This window comes from Gordonia sputi NBRC 100414 (assembly GCF_000248055.1).
GTDB lineage: Bacteria > Actinomycetota > Actinomycetes > Mycobacteriales > Mycobacteriaceae > Gordonia > Gordonia sputi.
In genome coordinates, this window is record NZ_BAFC01000006.1 from 33,724 (window position 1) to 57,875 (window position 24,152).

The 24,152-nt window shown below is 65.1% G+C and carries 18 protein-coding genes and 1 pseudogene; 10 read left to right on the plus strand and 9 right to left on the minus strand.

Annotated elements, in window-relative coordinates:
* Window positions 1–154 precede the first annotated feature (154 nt).
* The 3 genes from GOSPT_RS00910 to GOSPT_RS00915 form a co-directional block, all read right to left on the minus strand.
* On the minus strand, window positions 155–886 hold the full coding sequence (locus tag GOSPT_RS00910; protein ID WP_231894717.1) for an IclR family transcriptional regulator: 732 nt from the start codon (window positions 884–886) through the stop codon (window positions 155–157).
* Between the two features lie 5 nt (window positions 887–891).
* Window positions 892–1,287 carry a hypothetical protein gene (locus GOSPT_RS24180; protein WP_231894920.1) on the minus strand — a complete coding sequence of 132 codons (396 nt, stop codon included), beginning with the start codon at window positions 1,285–1,287 and terminating at the stop codon, window positions 892–894.
* A gap of 81 nt (window positions 1,288–1,368) precedes the next feature.
* Window positions 1,369–2,346, minus strand: coding sequence for an APC family permease (locus tag GOSPT_RS00915; protein WP_245548670.1), 978 nt, complete (start codon window positions 2,344–2,346; stop codon window positions 1,369–1,371).
* Between the two features lie 530 nt (window positions 2,347–2,876).
* On the opposite strand from GOSPT_RS00915, the gene GOSPT_RS24455 reads away from it, so the two are divergent.
* The 3 genes from GOSPT_RS24455 to GOSPT_RS00925 all read left to right on the plus strand — a co-directional run bounded on the left by GOSPT_RS24455 (window position 2,877) and on the right by GOSPT_RS00925 (window position 4,976).
* Complete coding sequence (locus GOSPT_RS24455) at window positions 2,877–3,563, plus strand: amidase family protein (protein ID WP_267626580.1); 687 nt, start codon at window positions 2,877–2,879, stop codon at window positions 3,561–3,563.
* Entirely contained in the window at window positions 3,545–4,342 is a 798-nt protein-coding gene (locus tag GOSPT_RS24470) for an amidase family protein (RefSeq protein WP_269449457.1), read from the plus strand. Before GOSPT_RS24455 ends, GOSPT_RS24470 begins: the two co-directional genes overlap by 19 nt.
* Window positions 4,343–4,454: 112 nt before the next feature.
* Window positions 4,455–4,976 (plus strand): hypothetical protein, encoded by a 522-nt coding sequence (locus GOSPT_RS00925; protein WP_005201946.1) that lies wholly within the window; start codon window positions 4,455–4,457, stop codon window positions 4,974–4,976.
* Here GOSPT_RS00925 and GOSPT_RS00930 read toward each other — a convergent pair.
* Window positions 4,952–5,944: an oxidoreductase gene (locus GOSPT_RS00930; protein WP_005201947.1), complete on the minus strand. Its 993-nt coding sequence runs from the start codon at window positions 5,942–5,944 to the stop codon at window positions 4,952–4,954. The two genes, GOSPT_RS00925 and GOSPT_RS00930, sit on opposite strands and share 25 nt — an antisense overlap.
* A 176-nt stretch (window positions 5,945–6,120) precedes the next feature.
* On the opposite strand from GOSPT_RS00930, the gene GOSPT_RS00935 reads away from it, so the two are divergent.
* Window positions 6,121–7,149 (plus strand): alpha/beta hydrolase family protein, encoded by a 1,029-nt coding sequence (locus GOSPT_RS00935; RefSeq protein ID WP_005201948.1) that lies wholly within the window; start codon window positions 6,121–6,123, stop codon window positions 7,147–7,149.
* A 98-nt stretch (window positions 7,150–7,247) separates the two neighbouring features.
* Here the strand turns inward: GOSPT_RS00935 and GOSPT_RS00940 are convergent, their stop codons facing one another.
* Complete coding sequence (locus GOSPT_RS00940) at window positions 7,248–8,618, minus strand: styrene monooxygenase/indole monooxygenase family protein (RefSeq protein ID WP_005201949.1); 1,371 nt, start codon at window positions 8,616–8,618, stop codon at window positions 7,248–7,250.
* A 150-nt stretch (window positions 8,619–8,768) separates the two neighbouring features.
* On the opposite strand from GOSPT_RS00940, the gene GOSPT_RS00945 reads away from it, so the two are divergent.
* Complete coding sequence (locus GOSPT_RS00945) at window positions 8,769–10,937, plus strand: acyltransferase family protein (RefSeq protein ID WP_005201950.1); 2,169 nt, start codon at window positions 8,769–8,771, stop codon at window positions 10,935–10,937.
* A 220-nt stretch (window positions 10,938–11,157) separates the two neighbouring features.
* Window positions 11,158–12,399 carry an acyltransferase gene (locus GOSPT_RS00950; protein WP_005201951.1) on the plus strand — a complete coding sequence of 414 codons (1,242 nt, stop codon included), beginning with the start codon at window positions 11,158–11,160 and terminating at the stop codon, window positions 12,397–12,399.
* Between the two features lie 106 nt (window positions 12,400–12,505).
* Here the strand turns inward: GOSPT_RS00950 and GOSPT_RS00955 are convergent, their stop codons facing one another.
* Window positions 12,506–13,078, minus strand: coding sequence for a SanA/YdcF family protein (locus tag GOSPT_RS00955; RefSeq protein ID WP_005201952.1), 573 nt, complete (start codon window positions 13,076–13,078; stop codon window positions 12,506–12,508).
* Window positions 13,079–13,276: 198 nt separating this feature from the next.
* On the opposite strand from GOSPT_RS00955, the gene GOSPT_RS00960 reads away from it, so the two are divergent.
* Window positions 13,277–14,671: a WS/DGAT/MGAT family O-acyltransferase gene (locus tag GOSPT_RS00960; protein ID WP_039854211.1), complete on the plus strand. Its 1,395-nt coding sequence runs from the start codon at window positions 13,277–13,279 to the stop codon at window positions 14,669–14,671.
* A 51-nt stretch (window positions 14,672–14,722) separates the two neighbouring features.
* Here GOSPT_RS00960 and GOSPT_RS00965 read toward each other — a convergent pair whose 3' ends face one another.
* On the minus strand, window positions 14,723–15,982 hold the full coding sequence (locus GOSPT_RS00965) for a glycoside hydrolase family 26 protein (protein WP_245548672.1): 1,260 nt from the start codon (window positions 15,980–15,982) through the stop codon (window positions 14,723–14,725).
* Between the two features lie 49 nt (window positions 15,983–16,031).
* On the opposite strand from GOSPT_RS00965, the gene GOSPT_RS00970 reads away from it, so the two are divergent.
* Window positions 16,032–17,021 carry a glycoside hydrolase family 26 protein gene (locus GOSPT_RS00970; protein WP_231894713.1) on the plus strand — a complete coding sequence of 330 codons (990 nt, stop codon included), beginning with the start codon at window positions 16,032–16,034 and terminating at the stop codon, window positions 17,019–17,021.
* 259 nt (window positions 17,022–17,280) lie between these two features.
* A complete protein-coding gene (locus GOSPT_RS24475) occupies window positions 17,281–17,406 on the plus strand; it encodes a hypothetical protein (protein ID WP_280985311.1) in 126 nt (41 codons plus the stop codon).
* 264 nt (window positions 17,407–17,670) lie between these two features.
* On the opposite strand, the pseudogene GOSPT_RS24730 reads toward GOSPT_RS24475, so the two are convergent.
* Window positions 17,671–17,907, minus strand: a pseudogene (locus tag GOSPT_RS24730) (STAS domain-containing protein); the annotation flags it as partial.
* Between the two features lie 37 nt (window positions 17,908–17,944).
* Window positions 17,945–19,606: a glycosyltransferase family 2 protein gene (locus GOSPT_RS00985; protein ID WP_005201957.1), complete on the minus strand. Its 1,662-nt coding sequence runs from the start codon at window positions 19,604–19,606 to the stop codon at window positions 17,945–17,947.
* A 763-nt stretch (window positions 19,607–20,369) separates the two neighbouring features.
* Here GOSPT_RS00985 and GOSPT_RS00990 point away from each other — a divergent pair.
* Window positions 20,370–24,035 (plus strand): (Fe-S)-binding protein, encoded by a 3,666-nt coding sequence (locus tag GOSPT_RS00990; protein WP_005201958.1) that lies wholly within the window; start codon window positions 20,370–20,372, stop codon window positions 24,033–24,035.
* Window positions 24,036–24,152: the final 117 nt, after the last annotated feature.

A 24,152-nucleotide genomic window follows, 5' to 3' on the forward strand; every position in this document is an offset into this window, starting at 1 on the left:
GCCTCCAAGGGGCTGGTGCGGGCGAAAAGTTGTCAACGAGGCGTCGGGCTGTTTCAACGCCGTGCCCTCGACACTAGACGCCGGGCCGATATGGCGCAGAAACTTTCACTGACCAGCAAGAAGGGGCTGGACGGCAAAATCAGTACAGCAGGAGTCAGTACAGCAGGGGGCCGAGTTCGGCGGCGAGTTCACGACAGCGGGGCACGAGGGAGGTGATGGCATCCAGACGCGCAGAGAACCCCTTCACCGTGACCGCGCCACGGACCACGCCCTCGACGTCGAGGATCGGTACGGCGATCGACGCCTCGCCGTCGAGCATCTCGTCGACCGAGACCGCGTAGCCACGTTGGCGGGTCTCCTCTACCTGTGCTGCGAGTTCACGCATCTCGACGACGGTCGACTGTGTCAGCGCGGGAAGCGTTGGTGGCAGGAGCTCGCGCCACTGCGAATCCGCTGCGAGCAGAAGCTTTCCCGCGGCCGATGCGTGTAGCGACCGGATCATCTCGTGCTCGGCGGCCAACGGATGGTCGGGGTCCATGTCGACGATCCGCAGGGTCGCGGGCCGAAAGTGCATGACGTACACACCGAAACGCACTGATGCGCGGAACTTCTCGCAGAGTTCTTGTGCGCGACTGGACATGTACGGGGTAACCGCGGAGTGCACCATGGTGTTCAATCTGTTGCCCAGCGCGAAACCCCGCAGATCCGCGGTCCGCACGAGGTACTCCTCGACGGCCAACGTGTTCAACAGGCGATAGATGTTAGCGGGCGGCAGATCCAGGCGGTCCGCGATCTCGCGGCTCGTCGCTCCCGGCCCGAGATCGCCGACCGCCTCGATGATCTGCATTGCCCGCGCTATCGACTCCCCTGCGCCGGGACGTCCCATCCCCATCAGCGCATTCCCGGTAACGCCAGCACGTCGTCGCGGCTCGTCTCGTCGAACACCCCGACCCGCGCGAACCGTGCGGGCCACCGCGCATAGATCATGACCACCGCGACGGCCACGACCGCCACCGAGCCGAAGAAGCACAGGAACATCACGCGATCACCGGTGTCCGACATCGTTGCGCCCAAACCGAGAAGGATCACCAGGCACGACGCCGTTCCCCAACTCGCCACCAGCAGGGGTCGGGTCGGCTCCCCCATGCGTCGCAACAACCGTGGCGCCGCGAGGCATGCCGCGACATAACTACCCATGTAGCCCAGTGCGCTGAGGGTGAGGAAGTCACGGACGCCTTCCTCGGGATCGCCACCGCACCACAGGAACACCAACGGGCCGAGAGCCACCACCGATGTCGCGATCGCGGTGGCGACCGCAGGTGTGTGAAGTCGACGATGCGTGTCGCCGAACTGACGCGGGATGATGTGCTAGCGCCCCAGCGTGAACAGCACGCGCACAAGCGCATTCACCGACGCAAGCGCGCACGCCAGGAACGACGTCGCGATACCGACGTCGAGAATCACTGCGGCGAAGGGACTTCCGTCCGCGAGGAAGAGCGCCGCGAGCGGTGTGCTGCTCTCCCGTACCGAATCCGGCGCTCCCGCCATCGCCGCCGACTGACTCGACACGGCAAGCAGATAGATCACGCCTGCGAACAACGGTGTCCACAGCAGTGCACGCGGTACCGACCGGAAGGGTCGACGCGCCTCGGCGGACAGCGTCGTCGAACTCTCGAATCCGACGAATGCACTCACTGCGACAACCACACTCAGCGCCAGCGAGCCATCAGGATTCGGGTGCGCACTGGATAGCCGCCATGGTTGGTCACGATGGGTGTAGCCGAGCCACACCATCAGACCGGCCATCACGACCACCGCGAGCAGCTCGATGCAGAGGGTCACCACCGCCGAGACCTTCACCCCTCTGATCATGACGAAGGCCATGGCCACGGCGGCGAGAACAACGATCACGCTCATCGTGACGTGCGATACCTGTTGTGTCACACCGACGCTGATCGCGAGATGATTCGTGTACAGGCCGACGGCCATGAGACCGGCGATACTCACGGCGGTGTAGCCGACGACCGCCGACCATGCCGTCACCATCGCCGTCCTCGCGCCATACGCCTGAGCCACATAGGAATAGAGACCACCGACCACAGCAACGCGTTGCGCCATCGGCCGGATGCAGAGTGAGACGAACATGATCACCACGAGCGCGGTCAGGAATGCCGCAATACTTCTCACCCCACCTGCCGCCACGATCACGAAGAGTGGCGTCACGGCGGACGTACCGGCAGGCGCGATCGCCGCGACAGACTGCGCGACAACCGCTACGAACGGGAGCTGCCTGCGGGTGAGCCCGCCTACCGGCGACTCGTCGGCGATCAGTGGTACCGAAGGCACGGGCGGCGAGGGAACCGATGAGGAGGAAGTCGAGGTCATGATCGCGTTCACAGTGGACCCCCGACGTTGCGTCGCGGCTACTCGAGGTCACGGCCGCGTTAACCGGAGTGAGATACGTACTACCCGGCAGTGAGCAATAGATCCAGGTCACGAGAGCCACGCCACTCGGACGTCACTCTCCGGACCCGCGTGTGACAGACAGGTAAATCCACTCGCGAGCGGCCGCTGACGATCTTCGCAACCAGTGCAACGTTGAGGCGATCCGCCGGTCACACCTGCCTCCTAGAGTCATGCCATCGCTGCCGGATCGCGGTGGCGGTGACGAATCACGACGGCCGGGGCAAAGGGGAACCATGTCGGCATCACAGGCGGTACGGGGCGTTGGAAGTGCCCCCCATCCACACGAGCACTCAACGGGGACAGGATCACATGACACGCCTGGGAGCGTCCAGCGCTCAGGCTTCCGCAGACGTTCCGTCCTCGTCGGGGGAGTTGCCGCGGCGGCGGTGGGTGCGGTTGCGCTGCAAGGCGTGACGGGGGCCGCACCCGCTGCGGCTGCGGGCCGCGACCTCGACCCACACGACAAAGACATCGCGTTCGCAGGTGTCGTCGAGATCGCCAAACGCATTGCGGCAGGCGAGTTCACCGCACGACAGATCACCGACTTCTTCCTGGCTCGGATCGACATGCTCAATCCGACGTTGCGCGCGTGGACAATTCCGCTTCACGAGCGCGCCCGCGCCGAGGCCGACGCTCTCGACGCGAAGAAGGCCAGCGGCGCACGCCTCGGTCCACTGCACGGCGTGCCGATCGGGATCAAAGCCGAAAATCACGTCAAAGGCGTCCCGACGACCTACGGCGGCGCGGCGTTCACCAAACCCTCGACCGACGACGCCGAGGTGGTGAAGCGCCTGCGCGCGGCGGGTGCGGTCATCCTCGGGATCACGGCCATGCCGGAGTTCGGCATCTGGCCGTTCACAGAGACGTCGGCACATGGATACACCCGAAACCCGTGGAACATCCTGCACTCCACCGCAGGGTCGTCGGGAGGGACCGCGTCGGCGGTGGCGTCGGGCATGGTTCCCGCAGCGATCGGTGGCGACGGTGGCGGATCGATTCGCCTGCCGTCGTCCTGGTGCGGCTTGTACGGGCTGAAACTCCAGCGTGGGCGAGTGTCGGCAGCACCCAACGTCGACCTGTGGAAGTCTCTCGTGTGATCGGCCCGCTGTGCCGGAAGGTCGAAGACACCGCGCTGATTCTCGACTGCATCCACGGCAGTGTCGCCGGGGTGGATCTCTACAAGGCCGATCCGTGGCCGTACACACTCACCGAGGCGTTGACGAAACCTGTTCGGTCACTACGGATTGCGATCTCCACCGCGCAGCCCGCCGGCACGCACCTCGACGACGACACACGTCGCGCCGTGCTGCAGACCGGCGCCATACTCGGCAAGCTGGGCCACCGCGTCGTCGCACACGATCCGGTCTACCCTGCGACACTCACCGCAGCGTTCCAACCGCAGGTTCTCGGCGGATTCAGCACCGAAGCCCGCCGCGCCGACCACTACGAGCTGCTCGAGCGACGCACCCGCGAAGGCGTCGACATCGGGCGCAGCACCGGCCTGGCGTCGGATATCGCAGTGGCCAAGGCCATCGAACTCAGCAAGACCGTCGGAAAGCAGATCCTGGCGTCGGTGTTTCCCGCCTACGATCTGCTGATCTGTCCGACAACGCCCGGAAAGGCTTATCCCATAGGACAACTCGACGGCGCGGGGTTCGTCGAGGCATCGTCCAAGGCGTCACCGGTCGCGGCATACACCTCCGTGTGGAACGTCGTGGGCAACCCGGCAGCAGCGGTACCCGCAGGCTTCTCCGGAGGCCTGCCGTTGAGCGTGCAGGTCGTCGGCCCCAACAACAGCGAACCCCTGATCTGTCAGGTCGCGGCGCAGCTGCAAAAGGCTCGGCGCTGGCCCGACCAGACGCCGCCGAACAGCTGAGGCCGGGACTCCATGCGCCGTTACCTCACAACGCTGTTCACCGTCGCGATCGCGACCGTCGCCGCACTGGCAGCGACGGGCGCCCGCGACACCCACCGCCGCTGCGGGCGGCGTGCTCATCCGTCGTTACCTCAAGTACATGGGCGGTGCCGATCCCGCCGACCCCGCGCACAACGTGATCGCGCACGTGGTGACACTCGGCGCCACCAATCACGGGACAACACTGAGTGGCCCGGGCGCGCTCGCCGCGGTGCTGCGCGACGCAGGCGTCAACGTCGAACCATCCATCACGGCCATTGCGGGAAGTGCGGGGTACGAGCAACTCGTCGGGTCGTCGATGATCACCGAACTCAACCGTGGCGGTGAGACTTTCGCGGGTGTCGACTACACGGTGATCGCCACCCGCTTCGACCAGTTCTCGACTCCGTATACCGCCACGTTCCTGACTGCCGGTCCCGGCGCGAGGGTCAACAACGTCCTGCTCCAGGACGGCTGTCCGGTCGATGTCTCGGGGCACTCCGTGATGACGTACTCACCGCGGGCGATCTCCGTGACGCTGCGCGCACTGGGAGTCTCGACGCCGCTCGTCTGCACCGTCCATCCGTGGAATCAGGACTGGGGGTTGACCGGATAGCCCGGTAGGTCGAAACCGACGCCCGTCGCCTTCTCCGCAGCTTCCCAGAGTGCGCGGGCGAGGCGGAGGTCGTCGGTCTCCTCCGGTGGCGCGACCAATACCGGCGCGCCAGACAGTTCCAGGAATCCTCCCGGGCCGATGTACTGACCACCGAGCAATCCGGGATCGGTGGCGGCACGCACACTCGACAGCGCGCCCTCGGCGGGGTCCATGATGAACGTGCGTCGCACCCACCGCAGGGTCGGTGTGGTGAACAGCCAGCTCAGCATGCCCTGATCGCGCATCACGCCGCTATGGGTGGCACCCGGATGCGCCAGGACCGACGACGGCGCACCGTCGCCGAGCAACGCGAGCCGACGCTGCAGCGCGATAGCGAAGATCGCCTGCGCCAGTTTCGACCGCGAGTACGCGGCCGCGGCGCTGTAGCCGACGTCCATCGCGAGGTCGTCGGGGTCGAGTCGCCCCACCGACGACAACTTCGAGCACACCGACACGATGCGGGCGTTACGAGCTGCACACAGCGGGCCGAGCAGCAGCCCGGTGAGCGCGAAGTGTCCGAGGAAGTTGGTGGCGAAGTCCAGCTCCACGCCGTCTTTCGTCAGTTCACGCTCCGCGCGCATCACCCCGGCGTTGTTGACGAGAATGTCGATCGCCGGAAAACGCTCGGCCAACTCGTCGGCGGCGCGGCGCACCGAAACCAGCTCACTCAGGTCGACCTGGACGATCTCGATGTTGCGAGCGATGTGGTTGTCAGGAGCGATTGGGCCACCGGAACCGCCCTCCGCGACGATCGCATCCCGCGCGCCTTGTGCGGCCTCGACGTTGCGGCACGCCAGTACGACCCTCGCTCCGAGACCTGCCAGGTGGCCCGCTGTCGCCAGACCAACGCCCGAATTCGCACCCGTGACCACGGCGGTACGTCCGGACAGATCCGGCGCATCGGACAACGACCACCGCGATTCACCCATCGCTGACTCCTCCCACGTCGGATATTCGTACGATCTCACACGCTCACGTAAGGATCGGGCGCAGTCCTGCGGGCACAATGGACACGCGAACTCTTCGCCGAGCCATGTGCCCGCCCGCCTTGACCCGACACCCCGACACCCCCCACCCGACACCAATGCCGAGGACCTTGTCTCACGTGGCCACCCCCCGCACCGTGCCGTCACCCCGCCGCGCCCTGACGATCGCGGCGCTGGCTTTCGCGTGCACGGTGGCCGCGGCGTGCTCGACGCCGTCGCACGAGTCGGTCGGTGCCTCGACTCCTGCTCCCTCAGGTGCCGTACCCGCGACCGCCAAGGTGTCGGCCGCTGTTCCCCGAGGCGCAGCAGCCAAGGACATAAACAATCAGGCGACCGGGTCGAAGATCGCGCTGCATCGCTACTTCTACGCGGTATCGACCGGGCAGGCCGATCCTCGACAGAACTGGATGGACCTCTACCTTCCGCCTCGGCAGGGCAAGGTCCCGCTGGTCGTGCTCATCCACGGCGGGGCATGGCAGGCCAAGATCGGGGCGGGCACGTTCGCCACCTTCGCGCGACGCCTGGCCGAACGCGGACTCGCCGTGGTCAACGTCGAGTACCGCCGGGTCGGCAATGGCGGCGGCTGGCCGACGACCTTCGTCGACGTCGCGTCGGCAATGGATGCCATCCCCGACCTCGCGAAGGCCTATCCCCAACTCAACCTCAGCAACGCCGTCGCCGTCGGACACTCGGCGGGCGCGCAGCTCGCTGTGTGGGCGAGTACGCGACAGGATCTGCGTCCAGGCGAGGTCGGCGCATCCCCGACGTTCCGTCCGACGACCGTCGTCTCGCTCGCGGGTCCACTCGACATGCGTCGAGCCGTCGCGATGGGCGACAAGCGCATCGTGCGCGTACTCGGCGGCACTCCTGCCCAGGTTCCGGACCGATACGCATCGGTCGACCCGATCCAGAATCTCGATCCGCAGACACCGGTCATAGCGATCGCCGGAACATCGGATCATGTGGTGCCGCACGTACTCTCGCAGGATTACGTCGCGGCGGATGCGAAGGCGGGTGGGCGCGCACAGGCGATTATCATGCCGGGACAAACACATTCGTCGCTGGTCGATCCGAAATCAAAGGCATTCGAGCAGATCCTCGAGCTGATCACCCGCGTCACCAACGACGCGCACGCCAACGGTTCCTGAGGCCCCCCGCACCGGCCGGCTCCACGGACACGAACAACGGGCCCCGACCACAGATGTGTGGCCGGAACCCGTTGCGTCAGAGAAGTGTTGCGAGTTGATCAGGCGGGAACTGCGCGCGAGCTGAAGCTTCCCACCGGTTCGAACCGGCCGAGCACGTCGTCGGCAGGCTCGCCCGACACGGCCGAGATGAAGCCGAGCACGTCGTCGCGATCACCAAGTGTGAGAAGCGGATTGGGATCGGACAGCAGGCCGAACAGCGCCGAGGCGACGTCGACGTTGACCGCTGCGGCCGGGAAGGCCAGTTCGAGGTGGGTCGCGTAATCGGGGTCGCCGAGGTAGAGCCTCGTCACCTCGACGGACGCGTGTCCTCTTCTCTCCCAATGCTTCTCGAACTCGTCGACCAGCCACTGCGCGGAGAACTCAGCCGACGGGTCGTCGTCGAGGCGCGCCTTGGCGGCCTGCACCAGTTCGGCGACTTGGATCAGTGAGTTCTGCGCACCCTGCCCGGCAACCGGATCGACGGCGATCGCGGTGTCGCCGATCGCCGCGACGACGTGCCCGCTCTTCGTCGTGCCGACGGGCTTGCGGACGGTCGGGGTGACACCACCCTTCAACCATGAGTAGGGGTCGGACTCGATGACGGCGAGCTCGCGGATCGCGGGAGCATCCGCGGGGAACCACTCGTCGAAGATGTCGACGATCGCCTGGCGCGCCGACGCGGCGTCGGTCACCTCGTCGATCTTCGGCGCCCACGCGCCGTCGGGCTTGGCGAAGACGATGAACGACCATGTGGCGCCCGCATCCTTGTGCAGGAAGGGTCCGACGAAGATCTCACCGTTGTCACTGTCGAGGTTGAACAGCGACTGACGTCCGCCGTCGGCCGCACGGTAGGCGAACGTGTCGGGACCGTGGTCGAGCCCGGTCAGCGTGACCTGCAACAGCCGACGTTGCGGCTCACGGTAGTGGGTGCGCTCGTCGTCGACGGGGAAGAACGAGGCCAGCCCACCCTTGCCCGTGGCGACGAGGGTCAGGTCGTTGTCGGCCGCGATCTCGTCGAGACGGTCGGGGTCGACGGCCTCGACCTCGAAGCGTCCGCCGCGCTCGAGGAACCGGCCGAGCCTGTCGTCGGCGCGCAGCCGTAGGTCGACGGCCTGTGCGACATAGCCGTAGTCGGGATTGAACTCGAGGACGTCCACACGCTCGGCACCCTCACCAGACGACAGCCGGACGCTGATTCCGGTGGTGTTGCCCACCTCGTAGAGGTCGTCGATGATCTGCGCGTCCCAGTCGCGTGAGCTGCCGAACAGCACGCCGACGCCGGTCGGTGGGACCTTGTCTCGCAACGACTCTCGATCGCGGTCGCTGTAGAGAGTGACGTCGAATCCCGCGTCGAGGAAGCCGAGCGCAGCGCTCGTACCGGTTACTCCCGCGCCGACGATCGCAACGGATCGACGTTTCTGGTCTGCCATGTGTGCTCCTTTGGGTCTGGACTTTTCGACGATGGACACAGCGTGCGCGATGCACTGTGGTGGGAAAAGATTTAGAAGCACGAAGGCGCAAACCTCCCGCGCCGACGGGGTCCGCAGACCGGGTCGTTCGCCGCGCTACCATCGCTGCCTGTGAGTTCCACGCTTTCCGACGCCGGGATCGCCGCCGGCACCCCGAACGAGGACGCCGCCACCGGCAACACCTCGGGGTACCGCCTCGACCTCGACGGTCTGCGGGGTATCGCGATCGCGCTCGTCGCGATCTTCCATGTGTGGTTCGGCCGGGTGTCCGGCGGCGTCGACGTGTTCCTCACCCTGTCCGGCTACTTCTTCATCGCCTCATTGCTCAAGCACGTCATCGCGACCAACCCGCCGAACGTGTCGTGGCGACGGGCGGTGAATCCGTGGCCCCGCTTCTGGCGGCTGGTACGTCGCCTCTTGCCCGCGCTGCTCGTCGTACTGGCTGTCATCACCGCCCTGATCGCACTGATCATGCCCAGAACCCGTTGGGGCCCTTTGGGTTCGGAAATCCAGGCGAGTGCGCTCTATTACCAGAACTGGCACCTCGCGTTCGACTCACAGGACTACGCCGCCGCGGATTCGGCGAACAGTCCGATGCAGCATCTGTGGTCGATGTCGATGCAGGGCCAGTTCTTCGTGCTCACGCTCGTGTGCATGCTCGCGCTCGGCGGCGTCCTGAAGTTGCTCGCGCGTCGCACCTCGGTGTTCGGCGAGGCCCGCGTCATTCGTGGCATCGTCGGCGTCGCATTGCTGGCCGTCGCAGTCGTCTCGTTCGCCTGGGCGGTGTACCGCCACGGCGTCAATCAGCCGTTCAACTACTACGACACGGTCGCGAGGCTGTGGGAGCCGCTCGCAGGCGGGCTGTTGGCCGTCGCCATCCCTCAACGACTCACGCAGGTACATCGCAACCGACTGGCGGTGCCCGGTTGGCTGCGCGACGTCGTCGGTGTTGGGGCCCTCGCGCTCATCGTGAGCTGCGGCTGGTGGATCAGCGGGGTGTCGGAGTATCCGGGCGTCTGGACGTGGATTCCCGTCGGCGCAACGCTCGCGCTGATCTGGACGGGTTCACCCGCCGCCCGCGACGCGGCGTCGAACGACGCAGGACTGATCAGCCGAGCGCTCGCGCACCCGCGTCTGGTGTGGCTCGGTTCGGTGGCCTACGCGCTCTACCTGTGGCATTGGCCGCTGCTCATCTTCTACCTCGCGTGGCGCTTCCAGGACGACGTGAGCTGGTACGAGGGCACTGCGATTCTCGCCGTATCGCTGCTGCTCGCGTGGCTGACGACCCGGTACATCGAGGCTCCGCTGCGATCCGGACGGAACACCGGTTTCGGCCGCTCGTATCGTGTCGCGCTCACCGCCCTGCTCGTAATCGCGACGATCATCGCAGGCACGACGGCCGTCGTCTGGCAGCGGAACGCAGCGAACGCGACGGTCAACACCGACAACCTCGACCCCCGGCTCTACCCCGGTGCGCGCGCGTACCTCGACGGCGCGCCGACGCCCCGCGTCGACCCGCAGCCCAGCCCGGAGGTCGTCGACAAGGACTGGCCGATCACCTCGTACGACTCGATGATCAGCGGCTGGAAGGATCCGGCGATCAAGGTCGGCGTCTACGGCGATCCCGCCGCCACACGCACCGTCGCGCTGGTCGGCGGATCGCACGCGGAACAGTGGATCACCGCGCTCGACGCCGTCGGCAAGCAGCGCGGATTCCGGGTCACCACCTACCTGAAGGTCGGCTGCGCGTTGACCACCTCCCACGTATTCACCTGGTTCGGGCAGAAGTACTACCAGTGCAACGACTGGTCACGACGCGTGATGGGCCGGTTGGCCGTCGACAAACCCGACGTCGTGTTCACCAACAGCACACGGCCCGTCGAGAACGGTCCCGGCGACACCGTTCCCAAGGACTACACCGACATCTTCACGCAGTTCCGTGACCGGGGACAGCGGGTCGTCGCGGTGCGCGACAACCCCTGGGCGCACGGCAAACTCAAGCCCCCGGAATGCCTCGCACAGGGCAAGAAACCGCAGGTCTGCGGCGTCGACCGGGATGTGGCGATGGCGGAGGCAGACCCCGCGCAGGCCATCGCATCGCAGTATCCGAACATGTCATTTCTCGACTACACCGACGCGATGTGCAGCCCGACCTACTGCCCGGCTGTCGTCGGCAACATCCTGGTCTGGCACGACTACCACCACCTGTCGGCGACGTTCGTGCGCAGCCTCATCCCCGCGGTCGACGCCGATCTGGGCCGTGCGCTGCGGTGGTGGTGAGTCTGTATAGCGGTGAGACTCCCTGACAGCCACGTCTCAGGGGGCGTCCAGACTGCACTGATAAGCTCATAGTCGATAACGGGAGGATCACGGCCCATCAACGCGATGGTGCCGCAACGTTGACGCAAGGGGCGGGCATCGAGGCTCGGGTACCCGGTCGACGTGACGAGATCCGGCCACGAACACCGTCCACGAGAACTGTCAGGGGCTGAGTCTGAGTATGTCGACGACGTTGGTTTCGCGTGCAAACGAGTCGACGGCCGACGCCGACGCCTCGATTACGCGACCGACTCGCCGCCCCTATCTACACCAGGTCGACCTGATCCGAACGGTGACATTCTCACTGGTCATCTTCGTGCACTGCCTCACGCAGACCACCAACGAGTTCACCAGCATGCCGGTCAACACCACGTCGCTGCTGCTGCACTTCACGCGCAACACGTTCTTCGCCCTCACCGGCTTTGTGTTGATGTACCAGAACTTCGACAAGCAAGACTTCAGTGCGCCGACGTTCTGGAAGCGTCGAATCAAGCTGGTGATCTATCCGTACGTGATCTGGTCGGCCGTCTACTGGGTGGTCAACATGTGGCTGGCGGGCAAGCTCACCGAGATCCCGACGAGCCTGACCAACTTCTTCTACCAGCTCAGTTGGGGCCTCTCCGGGTTCCAGATGTACTTCCTGTTCGTGATGCTGCAGGTCTACCTGATCTTCCCGCTGGTGGTCTGGCTGCTGCGCGCAACCACCGGGCATCACCTGGCGCTACTGGGTGTCAGCCTGGTGCTGCAGTTCGCCGTCGCCGCGACCATCACGCATTGGAATCCGCCCGCGACCGTCGCGGCCCGCTGGTGGCACAACTACGCCACGTTCGTCCCCTATCAGTTCTTCATCCTGTACGGCGCTGTCGCCGCGGTGCACCGCAAGCAGATCGGCGCATGGCTGCAGGGCAAGGGCTGGTGGTTGTTCGGTGCGCTGCTCGTGACCGCGGCGATCGCCGTCGGCTCGTACATCGGGGGCGTCTGGTTCGCGGGCAAACCGGTGCACGACAACAACTCCGCGTTCTACCCCGCCTTGGTTCCGTTCCTGGTCGTCGCGATGACCTGCCTATACGCGGTTGCCCTGCACTGGGCCGAGAACCGACGTGAGTTCACCCCGCGGTTCGCGCGGGCCGTGAAGTACGCGTCCAATCGCTCGTTCCCGGTGTTCCTCGTCCATGTGCTGGTGCTGACGATGATCATGTACCCGCAGCGCAACGGCACATCGTGGGTGCGTGAAGCCATGGGCCAGCCGTGGTCGACCATCGTCGTCTACCTGGCCACATTGGCCGGGTCGCTACTGCTCGTCGAGATTCTGCGCCGACTCCCCGGCGCGCTGTACCTGACCGGCCGCCCGCGGATTCCGTTCCGTAGCCCGCGCGCCGACTCCGCGCCGAGTGCACCTGCCGTCGTAGGGGCGTCGTCGTAGGGGCGTCGTCGTAGGGGTTTCGTAGACGCGGCTCGTTCTGGTGAACGCGGTCGGTACACCAGACGCGTCTGCCGAATCGGGCGGCGTTTGGCGGGCAGGCGCGGCGTCAGAGAACACTGAGCAACGCTCGGGGTCGAGCGAGGAACGTCTCCCGAATGTGGTTGCGCGCCAACGTCCACCACGAGCACGGGCACTGCGCCTCGACGCCGAGCGCGTCGATCCCACGTGCACGACACAGTGCGATGGCGCGCGAGACGTGAAAGTCCTGCGTGACGATCACCACCGGATTCGACGCCGCCCCGCCGATCACCTCGGGTAGCCGTCGGCAACTGCGTTCGGTGTCGTACCCGGCGGGGTCGTCGACGATCACTGACGCGGGCACGCCGTGCGCCTCGAGGTAGTCACGCATCACGGCCGGCTCGTCGCCGGCATCCGCATCGCCGTTGCCGGAGACGACGACGCGGGCGACGGCGCCCGTCCGGTACAGATCGAGCGCCGTGTCGAGGCGTCCCCGCACATACGAACCCGGCTCGCCGTCGGAGACCAGGGAGCCGAGGACGAGCAGGGTCGACCGGTTCGGGATGCCCTGCGCGTCGACGATTCGGCCCGACGACGCCACGAACACCCAGGTCGCGGCTACCGTCACGATGAGTTCGCCGAGCACGAGGAGCACAAGCAACAATCGACCCGCAACGCTGCTGATCCGCGATCCGGTGTTCACCGCTCACACGCTAATCAACAGCGATCGGGGCGATCTGACGTGTGGTCCATACGGCACGGTGGATACTGGTGTGATCGACGACTGCTGCTCTGGTCGTTGTGACCATCATCAATCGTTGTGACCATCATCGTCGTCGAAGAGAACCCAGGGGGCCTCATGTCATACATGCCCGTTACCGCGTCGATGTTTCTGCTGGCAGAGACCCGCGATCAACCGATCCACGTCGGCGGACTGCAACTGTTCATTCCTCGCGAGGGCCAGTCATCTACCGAACTGGCCGAGGAGATCTTCGAGACCTTCTACTCCTGCACCGACGTGCATCCGCTGTTCCGCAAGCGGCCGGCCCAACCTGTCAGCCTCGTCGGGTCGTTGATGTGGTCGTTCGACGACGAGATCGACTTCGACTATCACGTCCGCCGTGCCGTCCTGCCCCGTCCCGGGCGCATCCGCGAACTGTTCCGCTATGTCTCGCTCCATCACGGCACACTGCTCGACCGGAACCGTCCGATGTGGGAGGTCCACGTCATCGACGGTCTTGAAGACGGTCGCGTCGCGCTGTACACCAGGATTCACCATTCGATCGTCGACGGCGTATCGGCTCTGCGGCTACTGGAACGAACACTGAGCGAGGACCCCGACGACCGATCGGGTACCGCGCCGTGGAATCCGTCCTTGATGCGACGACGCCCCAAACCGACGGCGCCCGCCAAGGGGCTGCTGTCGCGAATCGGCGACATCGCAGGCACCGCAACGGGACTCGCGGGTGAGGTCGTCGGACTGGGCGCGGCCGCGGCAAAGGTCGCATACACCGCGTTCACCGATGATGCCTTCGTCCCGCCACTGCATGCCGCACCGAAGACAATTCTCGACGTCCCCATCGGCAGTGCCCGGCGGTTCGCCGCACAGCGGTGGGAGCTCACACGCCTACGTGCGATCGCCGACGCAATGCAGATCACGATCAATGACGTCATGGTCGCGATGTGCTCGGGTGCGATGCGCGCCTACCTGATCGACCAGGACGCCCTTCCCGACGCACCACTCATCGCTGCGATGCCGGTCTCGCTGCACACCGACAACGACGCCGACGGCAACAACATCACCGCGATCATGGTGAATCTTGCTACCGATCAGCCGGATCCGGAACGACGCCTGGCCACGATCATCGCGTCGACGCGCAAGAGCAAAGAACTGGTGCGGAGCTTGTCTCCGGTGCAGTCAATGGCGTTGGGCGCGGCCAACTTTGCGCCGCTGGCTCTCGCCACCGTTCCGGGATTCGTGCGGTACACGCCTCCGCAGTTCAACCTGATCATCAGCAACGTTCCCGGCCCGAAAACCGACTTGTATTGGAACGGGGCCAAACTCGACGGCGTCTACCCGGCATCGATTCCGCTGGGCGGGCAGGCGATCAACATCACCGTCGCCACCACTGCCGACCATATCAACTTCGGGCTGACGGGCGCCCGCAAGGAAGTGCCGAGCCTGCAGCGGCTACTCACCCACCTCGACACCTCGCTCGAGGAGCTCGAGAAGGTCGCGGACGTGCAGACATAATCCCTGCGCCGGGTAGGTTGGCGTACCACATAGGTTGCAGGGCAATGTTTTTCAGCACGGATGCACCGAGTTGGCATAGTCGAGCCACTTCGGTAGGCTGCTGACGAATGCGCTCCTGGTATCCGGTGAACCGGCGGCACGCCAGTCGACGACATCTTTGATCTCGATCTCGTACTTGCGCCACTCGAACCAGTTGATCATCTTGAGCATCGGGTAACGCGACGGTATGTCGGCGGCGAAGACCTGCCGCCACCACGTCGACTTCACCGCGAGCTCTGAGGCGCCCTGAGCCGCACGCGCCGGGGTGTAGATCGCGGCCGTCTCGACAATCGCCACTGGCTTCTGGTGCTGCGTGCCGTAGATCTGATAAAAGTTCGGCACCGTGAGGTCGTGGCCGGCAGTCCCGTTATAGCGACCCTCGAGCATCGCCGTGAACTTTCCGGGTTCGCTCACATCGTTGTTGCCCCACGGACGGCGATTTCCCCAGTGATACAACGAAATCCCCACCCAATCGACCGCGTCGTCGCCCGGATAGTACGGCGCATATGAGTCGTCGGATGCTGTGAGCTTTCCGTCGTGATTGGTGTCGGCCAACCGGTAGTTGTCTGTTCCTCTGCGCGCCACGTACTTTCCGCCTTCGAACGGATACCCGCCGCCGTAGTTCGGCGCCCACATCATCGCCGTCCCCGGCGCTTTCCGATGGACCATCGCAGCCACTCGGCGGAATGTCTCGACGTAGGCTCGGGGTTGCTGGCCCCATGCGTACCAGGAACCGTTCATCTCGTGTGCGAATCGCAGGATAACCGGTACGCCCGAATCGTTCAGCTTGCGCAGGTCGTCACCCAGACGGCCGACGACACCCTCCGTGATCGTGGCCAATCCAGCGTGCGGCTCCAAAGTCAGCACCATGATGCCGCGTTCATCACGCACCTGATTGGCAGCCGCGACTGTGTGTGACCACGTCTGATTGTTGTACGGGATGTCGGAGAACTGCACTGCGACCGCGGGAGCGTGCCCAAGGTTGTCGTGATGTTCTCGCAGGCTCTCGGACTGCCAGTCGAGGTTGACGCCGAACAGGATCCCTGAGTTCGGAACGGCCCGATGGAAGTCGGTGACCGCACAGGGCGGCGTGGGCTCGGGCAAGTAGTGCTGGAACAGTGCGCCCGCGGTCCCGACACCGATCAGCATCGCGATGACCGGGATCAGCGCCGACGGCCGACGGCGCCTGCGCCGCGACCACCGCTCCGCGAATCCTGGTTCCGCGATGTCATCCGGACTCGTTGTCTTGCTATCGATTGGCGGGCTGCTCATGTCATGCCACACTTTCCTCACCAGTGCTACCGAGCGAAACGGAACTGTTGTGGGACCACGAATACAGACAGACAATGTCGACGTCGCGCGTATCGCCATGCCGCTCGTTGCACTGATCCTGGTGCTCACGCTTGGCGCGTGCAGCGACGGTGGCGACTCCGCCGGTCCGCACCATATTCGTTGGGGCGCTTATCTTCCCGACCTGAAGGGGAGTGACGTCGACTCCGATGCCGGAGTAGTCGGGGTCACTACCCTCGCTGATCGCCCGTTGGATCTGATCCTCACCTTCAGCGGACTCCGCGAACCGGTACCACACGCGGATCTGACCAGAATCGCCGAGACCGGCGCTGTTCCGATCGTGAGTATCGAACCGTGGAACCCATCCGGCGGTGTCAACCAGCCGGACTATCGGCTGTCGCGCATCGCCGACGGCGCCTTCGATAACGACCTCCGACGGTGGGCGAACGGCCTGAAGGAATTCGGCCGGCCGGTGATCGTGCGATTCGCCCACGAAATGAACGGCGATTGGTACCCGTGGGGGGTGCACGTGAACGGCAACACTCCGCAGTCCTACATCGACGCCTGGCGTCATGTCCGATCGATCCTGAATTCGATTGATCCGCATAATATCTCGATGGTTTGGGCGCCAATGGCGGCGATTTCGGGCATCCCTGGATTCGACGCGGCCTACCCCGGCGACAACGAGGTCGACTACCTGGGGATCGACGGCTACAACTGGGGCAACGACGGCCAACATGGCTGGGCCTCACCTGGATTCATCTTCTCGAACGCATTCGCCGGCCTCCGTCGACTCGGCGACAAGCCGATTCTCGTCACCGAGGTCGCATCCGCCGACGACCCGGATCCGACACGGAAAGCCACGTGGATCCATGATTTCGTCTCGCTCGTCAGCCGTGAGGCAGGCGTCGACGGGTTCGTGTGGTTCCAGGCGAACAAGGAGCGAGACTGGCGCTTCAATTCGAACCCTCAGAGCGAGAACGCTTTCCGGTCCGCATTAGACGCAGTCCCCGCGACCTAGTGTCGGGCACGCGTCGATCACAGATCAGCGCCGCGCTTCTATCCGGATAGAGCACAAGAATTTTGCCCAACTCGAGCGCGTCAAAGGCATCGGCTACAGCGGGTGAGTGCCCGAAGATCCGTAGGTCGGCGCGGAGTCTCCGCGCCGACCGAACCGCATGCATGAGATCGGCCATGCCCGACGGCGTCACGGAAGAGACACCACCAACGTCCACCAGCACCAGCTTCGCACCCGAGGCGCACAACCGGCCCACTTGGTGGTGGACACTCGAGGAGACACCCCACAGGCCACTCACGGCGACATCGGCGATACCCGACGCGCCCCCGTCAACAGCGCCGACGGCCTCGCGATCATCAACGGCGGCAGGGGAATCCGAGTGAACTGAGCGATCCACGTCGAGCCGTGTCACCACCTCTGCTGGCGCAGGGACCGTTTCATCCCGACCGCTGCTGGGCCACACCGACGCATCCGGCGTCGCGCGAGCGACCGGAGGCAGACGCCTCCGGCGCGTGAACCGCGTTGTACGCGTGACGGTTTCGACCCGTCCGTGATCGCGGTCAATCGCTGCGGTGCGGTCGGTGTAGAGAACCATCACCCTGCCGAGATCAAGTGCGTCCAGCGCATCGAGCAATGCCACGGATTTTCCGTGGACGCGCAGATCGGCGCGTCGCGACCTTGCCCACCGCACGGCGTGCATCAGCTCAGCCATGCCGGACGGCGTGACACCGCTGAGGTCGCCGACGTCGACGAGTACGGGACGTGCACCGGCCGCACAGGCACCGGCGACGTCGTCACACAGACGTGATGTCACATCGAGCCGGCCGGACACCCGGACGTCGGCAGTCTGGTCGTCGAACTCTGCGAATGTTTCGTGGGCCAGTGACATGTTCTTCTCCAGGGTTTGGCGGGCTGGGAGTCGTAGATCAGGTGGAACGCTGTGGCGCGGGGCTTTCGGCCAACACAGAACCCTCGATGTAGTCGTCGACCGATCCGATGGGTGTCGGACGATAGTGGGCGGCACGGACGACGGACGAAAGCAAGAGCAGATCCAGGCCGACCCACCCGAGCGACAGGAAGGTCGGGAAGGTCTCGGCGTCGCCGTGAAGCCAGCGAAGGATGCCCACTCCGGACGATGCGACTAGTGCCACCATCGCGACCAGCTGCGGGATGATCGGCCGGTAGTCGACCCGCGCGTCGATCTGCTCCTTGGAGGTCACCGAGAAGGAGATGTGCCGTCGGAAGAAGACCGCCGCGGCAGCCGAGAGGGTGGCCGATATCCAGACCGGGAACAGCGCGAACGATATCTGCTGCCCACGCCACAGCCCCCCGGACCGGTACCCGGCCACTTGGAACAGCAACTGGCAACAGACGAAGAAGGGAATGAACCGTGCGAAGAAGTCCAGTGGGTAAGCGTTCATGGGGAACACACCGAGCGTGAAGTAGATGATCGGCGCGGCGATGTAGACCACCGCTGCGAACCCGTTGAGATACGAGGTCATGGTGGCCAGGTACATCAGCCGCTGCGCAAACGTCAGCCCGGATTGGAAGAGCGGGTTGTTGGCGAAAAATACCTGCATCGACCCGGTGGCCCATCGCTGACGCTGGCCGAGCATTGTCGCGAGGTCGTCGGGTGCAAGCCCCTCCACCAAGACCTCGTGGTGGTAGACGCTCTCCCAGCCCATGGCGTGCAGATGCATCGCGGTCGCCATGTCCTCGGTGACCGTGGCGGTGTTGATGGGCTGGATCGCCAAGGCCTGGTCGATCCGGGACACTTCAACCGTGTCCATCGTCTTGTGCAGTTGTTCGACGATCTCCTCGGGTAGCCACGCGTGTGAATCGAGGATGTCGTGGATACCGGCACGCAATTCGAAGGCGACCTCGCCCACCGGCGCGCCACGCCGCAAACTGCGTCGCGCGCCACGCACCACATCGAGCGCATCCTCGAGTGGGACGCGCAGTCCCGATCCATGCCCGACTTCGTTGATCAGGCCCTCAAGACGCGCCCATTCGTCCCGAATAGCCCTTCTGACCTGCGGATCAGCACCGCGCGAGTACGTGCGCAAGCCGAGTGCCATCAGGGCCTCGCGCCGCAGGACAGCGTTCGAGCCGCAGAAGAATGCAGCACCCCAGCCGTCCTTACCCTGCTGGATGGGGCCATAGAACAGTTCGGCCTGACTACCCAGCGGATCGGAATCAGGGACATTCCAGAAGTACTGCGGGGTCTGCACGAAGGCCACCGCATCGTCGTCAAAGTAGCCGAGGACGGCGTCGAGAAACTGCGGCTTGGGGACCTGGTCGGCGTCGAGAATCGCCACGAACTCCGCGTCGGTCAGAAACAGCGCGTTGTTGATGTTGCCGGCCTTGGCGTGTCGCTGACGCCCGTTCCACTCCTCACCGCGAGTGAGGTATCCGACACCCAGCCGAGCCGCCGCGATCCGGAACTCCTCGCGATCGCCGTCGTCAAGGATCCAGGTGTTGTGGGGGTAGGAGATCTCGCGCGCGCCGATCGCGGTTCGTACCACCAGCTCGAGCGGCTCGTTATATGTGGTGATGAATACGTCGACCGTGAGACCTGGTCGCGCCACCGGCGGTAAAGGTCGCTCGCGCGCATTCCACATCATAAATGCGAAAAGAATGGATTCGGAAAGCGAATATGTTTCCGCAATAACCAATGGAATAGCAATCCACCAGGCGGACCATGCGATGGTGTCGCTCCATCGCCAGAAAATGTAAGCGCAGCCGAATGAAACAACAAGAACAGCAATGATTCTGACAGCAAACAACCGCGCTGGCCCCACAGTCCCCACCTCCGAGTTGGCATCGATCCCACAACATCGACCCGCCCCGTCGCAGCTCACCTACTATTCTTGCCCAGTCGACCGACGCCCGCAACCCGCTGCAGTCGTTGTAGTCCATCTGATGACATATCGAATTTATCGCGCTAAAACCAACTTCGTGCGCAATACGAAAAAGATTAGTGACCCCAATTTTCGGGGCATAATTTTGGATTTCTACTGAGATGTACGACGCTTTATCATTCATTCGTGACACACGTCACCTCTTTTGCAATGGATGCGGCGCCCGCACACGGCAAGTCGCCTGGTTCATCAGAACGGCAGCGACCGAGCAGCGGGAGAGGTTCACGTCACCCGGAACTGACTGGATAGTCAGTTACTCATGAGTATCATTCCCTTATCGCAACGCCTACAGTCCACACCAGGTAAGGGCAACCTTGGCAGCGCGAGGTACCCGTGAAGAATTACGGTTACCTGTAGTAGACGTCCGACCCCGCGCACGTCAGCCCTGCGCGACTAGGTCGATGATCAACATGAGAGGGGCCGGGACGCCGTGAATGCCACGACGATCACCATCGGCACTATTGCCGCGGTCATCAGCTTGTTCTGTTGGGCCAGCTTCCTACGCGGCGTGTGGACCATGGTGCGCGCGATCGCCCAGGGCCAGAAGGTCGACAGCACCCGCTACTGGCCTGTCGGTCCACGACTGTGGACGATGCTCAAGGAATTCGTCGGCCACACGCGCATGGTGAAGTTCCGGACCGTCGGCTGGGCGCACTGGCTGGTGATGTTCGGCTTCATGATCGGTGCGATCTTCTGGTTCGAGGCATACGGCCAGATCTTCGACCCCGAATTCCACTGGCCGGTGATCGGCGCGTGGAACGTCTACATCTTCGCCGACGAGGTGCTCGGCCTCGGCACCGTGATCGGCATCATGGCGCTGATCATCATCCGTCAGCTCAACCACCCGCGGATGCCCGCGCGCCTGTCCCGCTTCTCGGGTTCACGCTTCGGCGCCGCATACTTCGTCGAGCTCGTGGTCCTGATCGAGGGCCTCGGCATGATCTTCGTGAAGACGTTCAAGATCTCGTCGGGCATCGAGGACCCGCCGATCTGGACGTCGTTCTTCACCCACTACTTCGCGCAGCTCTTCGAGGGTTCGTCGGTCTACTGGGTGACCGCAGCTGCTGTCGTCAAGCTGATGAGCGGCATGATCTGGCTGGCAGTCGTGGGCGCGAACATCGACTGGGGCGTCGCGTGGCACCGCTTCGCGGCGTTCTTCAACATCTATCTCAAGCGTGAGCAGGACGGCGGGGTCGCACTCGGTGCTGCCAAGCCGATGATGAGCCAGGGCAAGGTCCTCGACATGGAGACCGCCGACCCTGACGTCGACGCGTTCGGTGCAGGCAAGGTCGAGGACTTCTCGTGGAAGGGCTGGCTCGACTTCACGACGTGTACCGAGTGTGGTCGCTGCCAGAGTCAGTGCCCGGCGTGGAATACCGGAAAGCCGTTGAGCCCCAAGCTGCTCATCATGTCGCTGCGCGATCACGCACAGGCCAAGGCGCCGTATCTGATCGCCGGTGGCCGCAAGGACATGGGCGGCGACGAGGTCGGACTCGTCGACGCCGAGGGCAACGTCGACGAGGCGAAGCTCGCCAAGATTCCCGAGGCCGCGCGCGCTGAGGCGTCGCGCAAACTGGTCGGCGAGTCGAAGGGCGCGATGGGCGGCGGCGAGGGCATCGTCGACGAGGACGGCGCATTCGACCCCGAACAGCTTGGTGCGGTCATCGACACCGAAACCCTGTGGAGCTGCACCACCTGCGGTGCGTGCGTCGAGCAGTGTCCCGTCGACATCGAGCACGTCGACCACATCATCGACATGCGTCGCTACCAGGTGCTCATCGAGTCCGACTTCCCGACCGAGCTCGCGGGCATGTTCAAGAACCTCGAGAACAAGGGCAACCCCTGGGGTCAGAACGCGTCGGCACGCATCAATTGGATCGACGAGATGGACATCGAGATCCCGGTCTTCGGTGCCGACGTCGAATCGTTCGAGGGTTTCGAGTACCTCTTCTGGGTCGGTTGCGCAGGCGCGTACGAGGATCGCGCGAAGAAGACCACGAAGGCTGTCGCGGAACTCCTCGACATCGCCGCGGTGAACTTCATGGTTCTCGGCGAGGGCGAGACCTGTACCGGCGATTCGGCACGACGTGCCGGCAACGAGTTCCTGTTCCAGATGCTGGCGCAGCAGAACATCGAGACCATCAACGGGGTCTTCGAGACGGCGCCGACGCAGCGCAAGAAGGTCGTCGTGACCTGTGCGCACTGCTTCAACACGCTGTCCAACGAGTATCCGCAGCTCGGCGCGAAGTACGAGGTGGTGCACCACACGCAGCTTCTCAACCGCCTGGTGCGGGAGAAGCGCCTGGTGCCGGTGGCACCGATGGGCGAGGGCGTCACTTACCACGACCCCTGCTACCTGGGACGCCACAACAAGGTCTACGACGCTCCGCGTGAGCTGATGGAAGCATCCGGTTCGACGCTGCGCGAGATGCCTCGCCACGGCGAACGGTCCATGTGCTGTGGCGCCGGTGGTGCGCGCATGTGGATGGAAGAGCAGATCGGCAAGCGGATCAATATCGACCGCGTCGACGAGGCTCTCGACACCCTGGCTTCCGCGAAGGGTGGTCCCGCCAATGGCGCTTCGGGCAGCAACGACGAGGCACCGCAGAAGATCGCGACGGGCTGCCCGTTCTGCCGCGTGATGCTGACCGACGGCGTGACCGCACGGACGTCGGGCACCGAGAACGAGGGCAAGATCGAGGTCGTCGACGTCTCGCAGATGCTGCTCGATTCGGTCAAGCGTGGTCTGCCAGAGGTCAAGCGGGGCGGACGTTTCCTCGGACCGGGCTCCAAGCCCGCGCCCGAGCCGGAACCCGAGCCCGAGAAGGAAAAGGTGGCTGCCGCCGCGCCCGCCGCAGCTGCCGCGGGCGCTGCTACCGACGCCAAGCCCAAGCCCAAGGTCGGGTTGGGGATGAAGGGCGGCAAGAAGCCCGGCGCAGGCAGCGCAGCGACCAAGGCCCCGGCAGCGTCGGCTCCCGCAGCGTCGACGGAGACAGCGTCGGCACCTGCTGCATCGGCGGAGACGACCGAAAAGAAGCCTGCCTCCAAGGGCTTCGGCATGAAGGGCGGCATGAAGAAGCCGGGCGCGGCGGCCAAGCCTGCGTCCGCGCAGCCCGCTCCTGCGCAGGCCGAGTCGTCGGCGGCAGTCGAGGACGCGGCGAGTGATACCGCAGCGGCAAGTGATGCAGGCGCGGCAAGCGCCACGGCCGATGCGCCGAAACCGGCCAAGGCCAAGGGATTCGGCATGGCTGCGGGCAAGCGGCCCGGGGCGAAGAAGCCCGGCGCAGCGAGCACCGCGAATGCGGCCGCAGCCGACGCCGGAGTCACAGCCGCCGCGGAGAACAAGGTGGCAGAGACCGAATCCGCACCCGACGCCGCTCCGACCGCCGACACCGAATCGGCCACGGCTGCAAGCACTTCCGCAGCCGCAGTGACCGAGGACAAGCCCGCCAAGGCGAAGGGCTTCGGCATGGCCGCGGGCAAGAAGCGCCCGGGAGGCACCGGGTCGGGGGCTGCGAAGCCTGCCGCCCCGGCTGCAGAGGCGTCGGCACCTGCGGCAGCTGAGTCCGCTCCGGCTGAGAGCACGGCGGCGGAATCCGCTCCGACACAGCCCGAGACCGGTGGCGAGGCCAGCGCTCCGGAAGAGACAACTGCCTCGACGACGTCGACTGCTACGGCCTCGGCCGCAGCGGTGACGGAGGAGAAGCCCGCCAAGGCCAAGGGCTTCGGCATGGCCGCAGGCAAGAAGCGGCCGGGCGGGGCGTCGGCACCCAAGGCCGCAGCTCCCGCAGCGTCGACTCCCGAGCCGGAAGCCGCTGCTGCAGCGGAAGCCGAGGTGCCGGAAGCTGGATCGGCCGACGCAGCGTCGGAGACTCCGGCGGAAGCACCGGCAGAGTCGGCCGAGGCGTCCACGAACGCCGCGGGCGAGGGCGAGGCAGTGTCGTCGAACGGCAGTGCAGCAGAAACCGGCGCAGCAGAAACCGGTACAGCAGAAGCCGGTGCAGCCGATGGCGGCCGCACGATCGCCGAGACCGGAGCGTCGAAGGCCAAGGGCTTCGGCATGGCCGCGGGCAAGAAGCGACCCGGCCAGCGCTGATCGGCCAGGGCTGATCGGCCAGGGCTGATCGGCCAGGGCTACGGCCCGCACTGATCGGCCAGCACTGATCGACCGTCCGTCAGAAACACGCGTTTCTGACGCCTGCGAGTGAAGTTT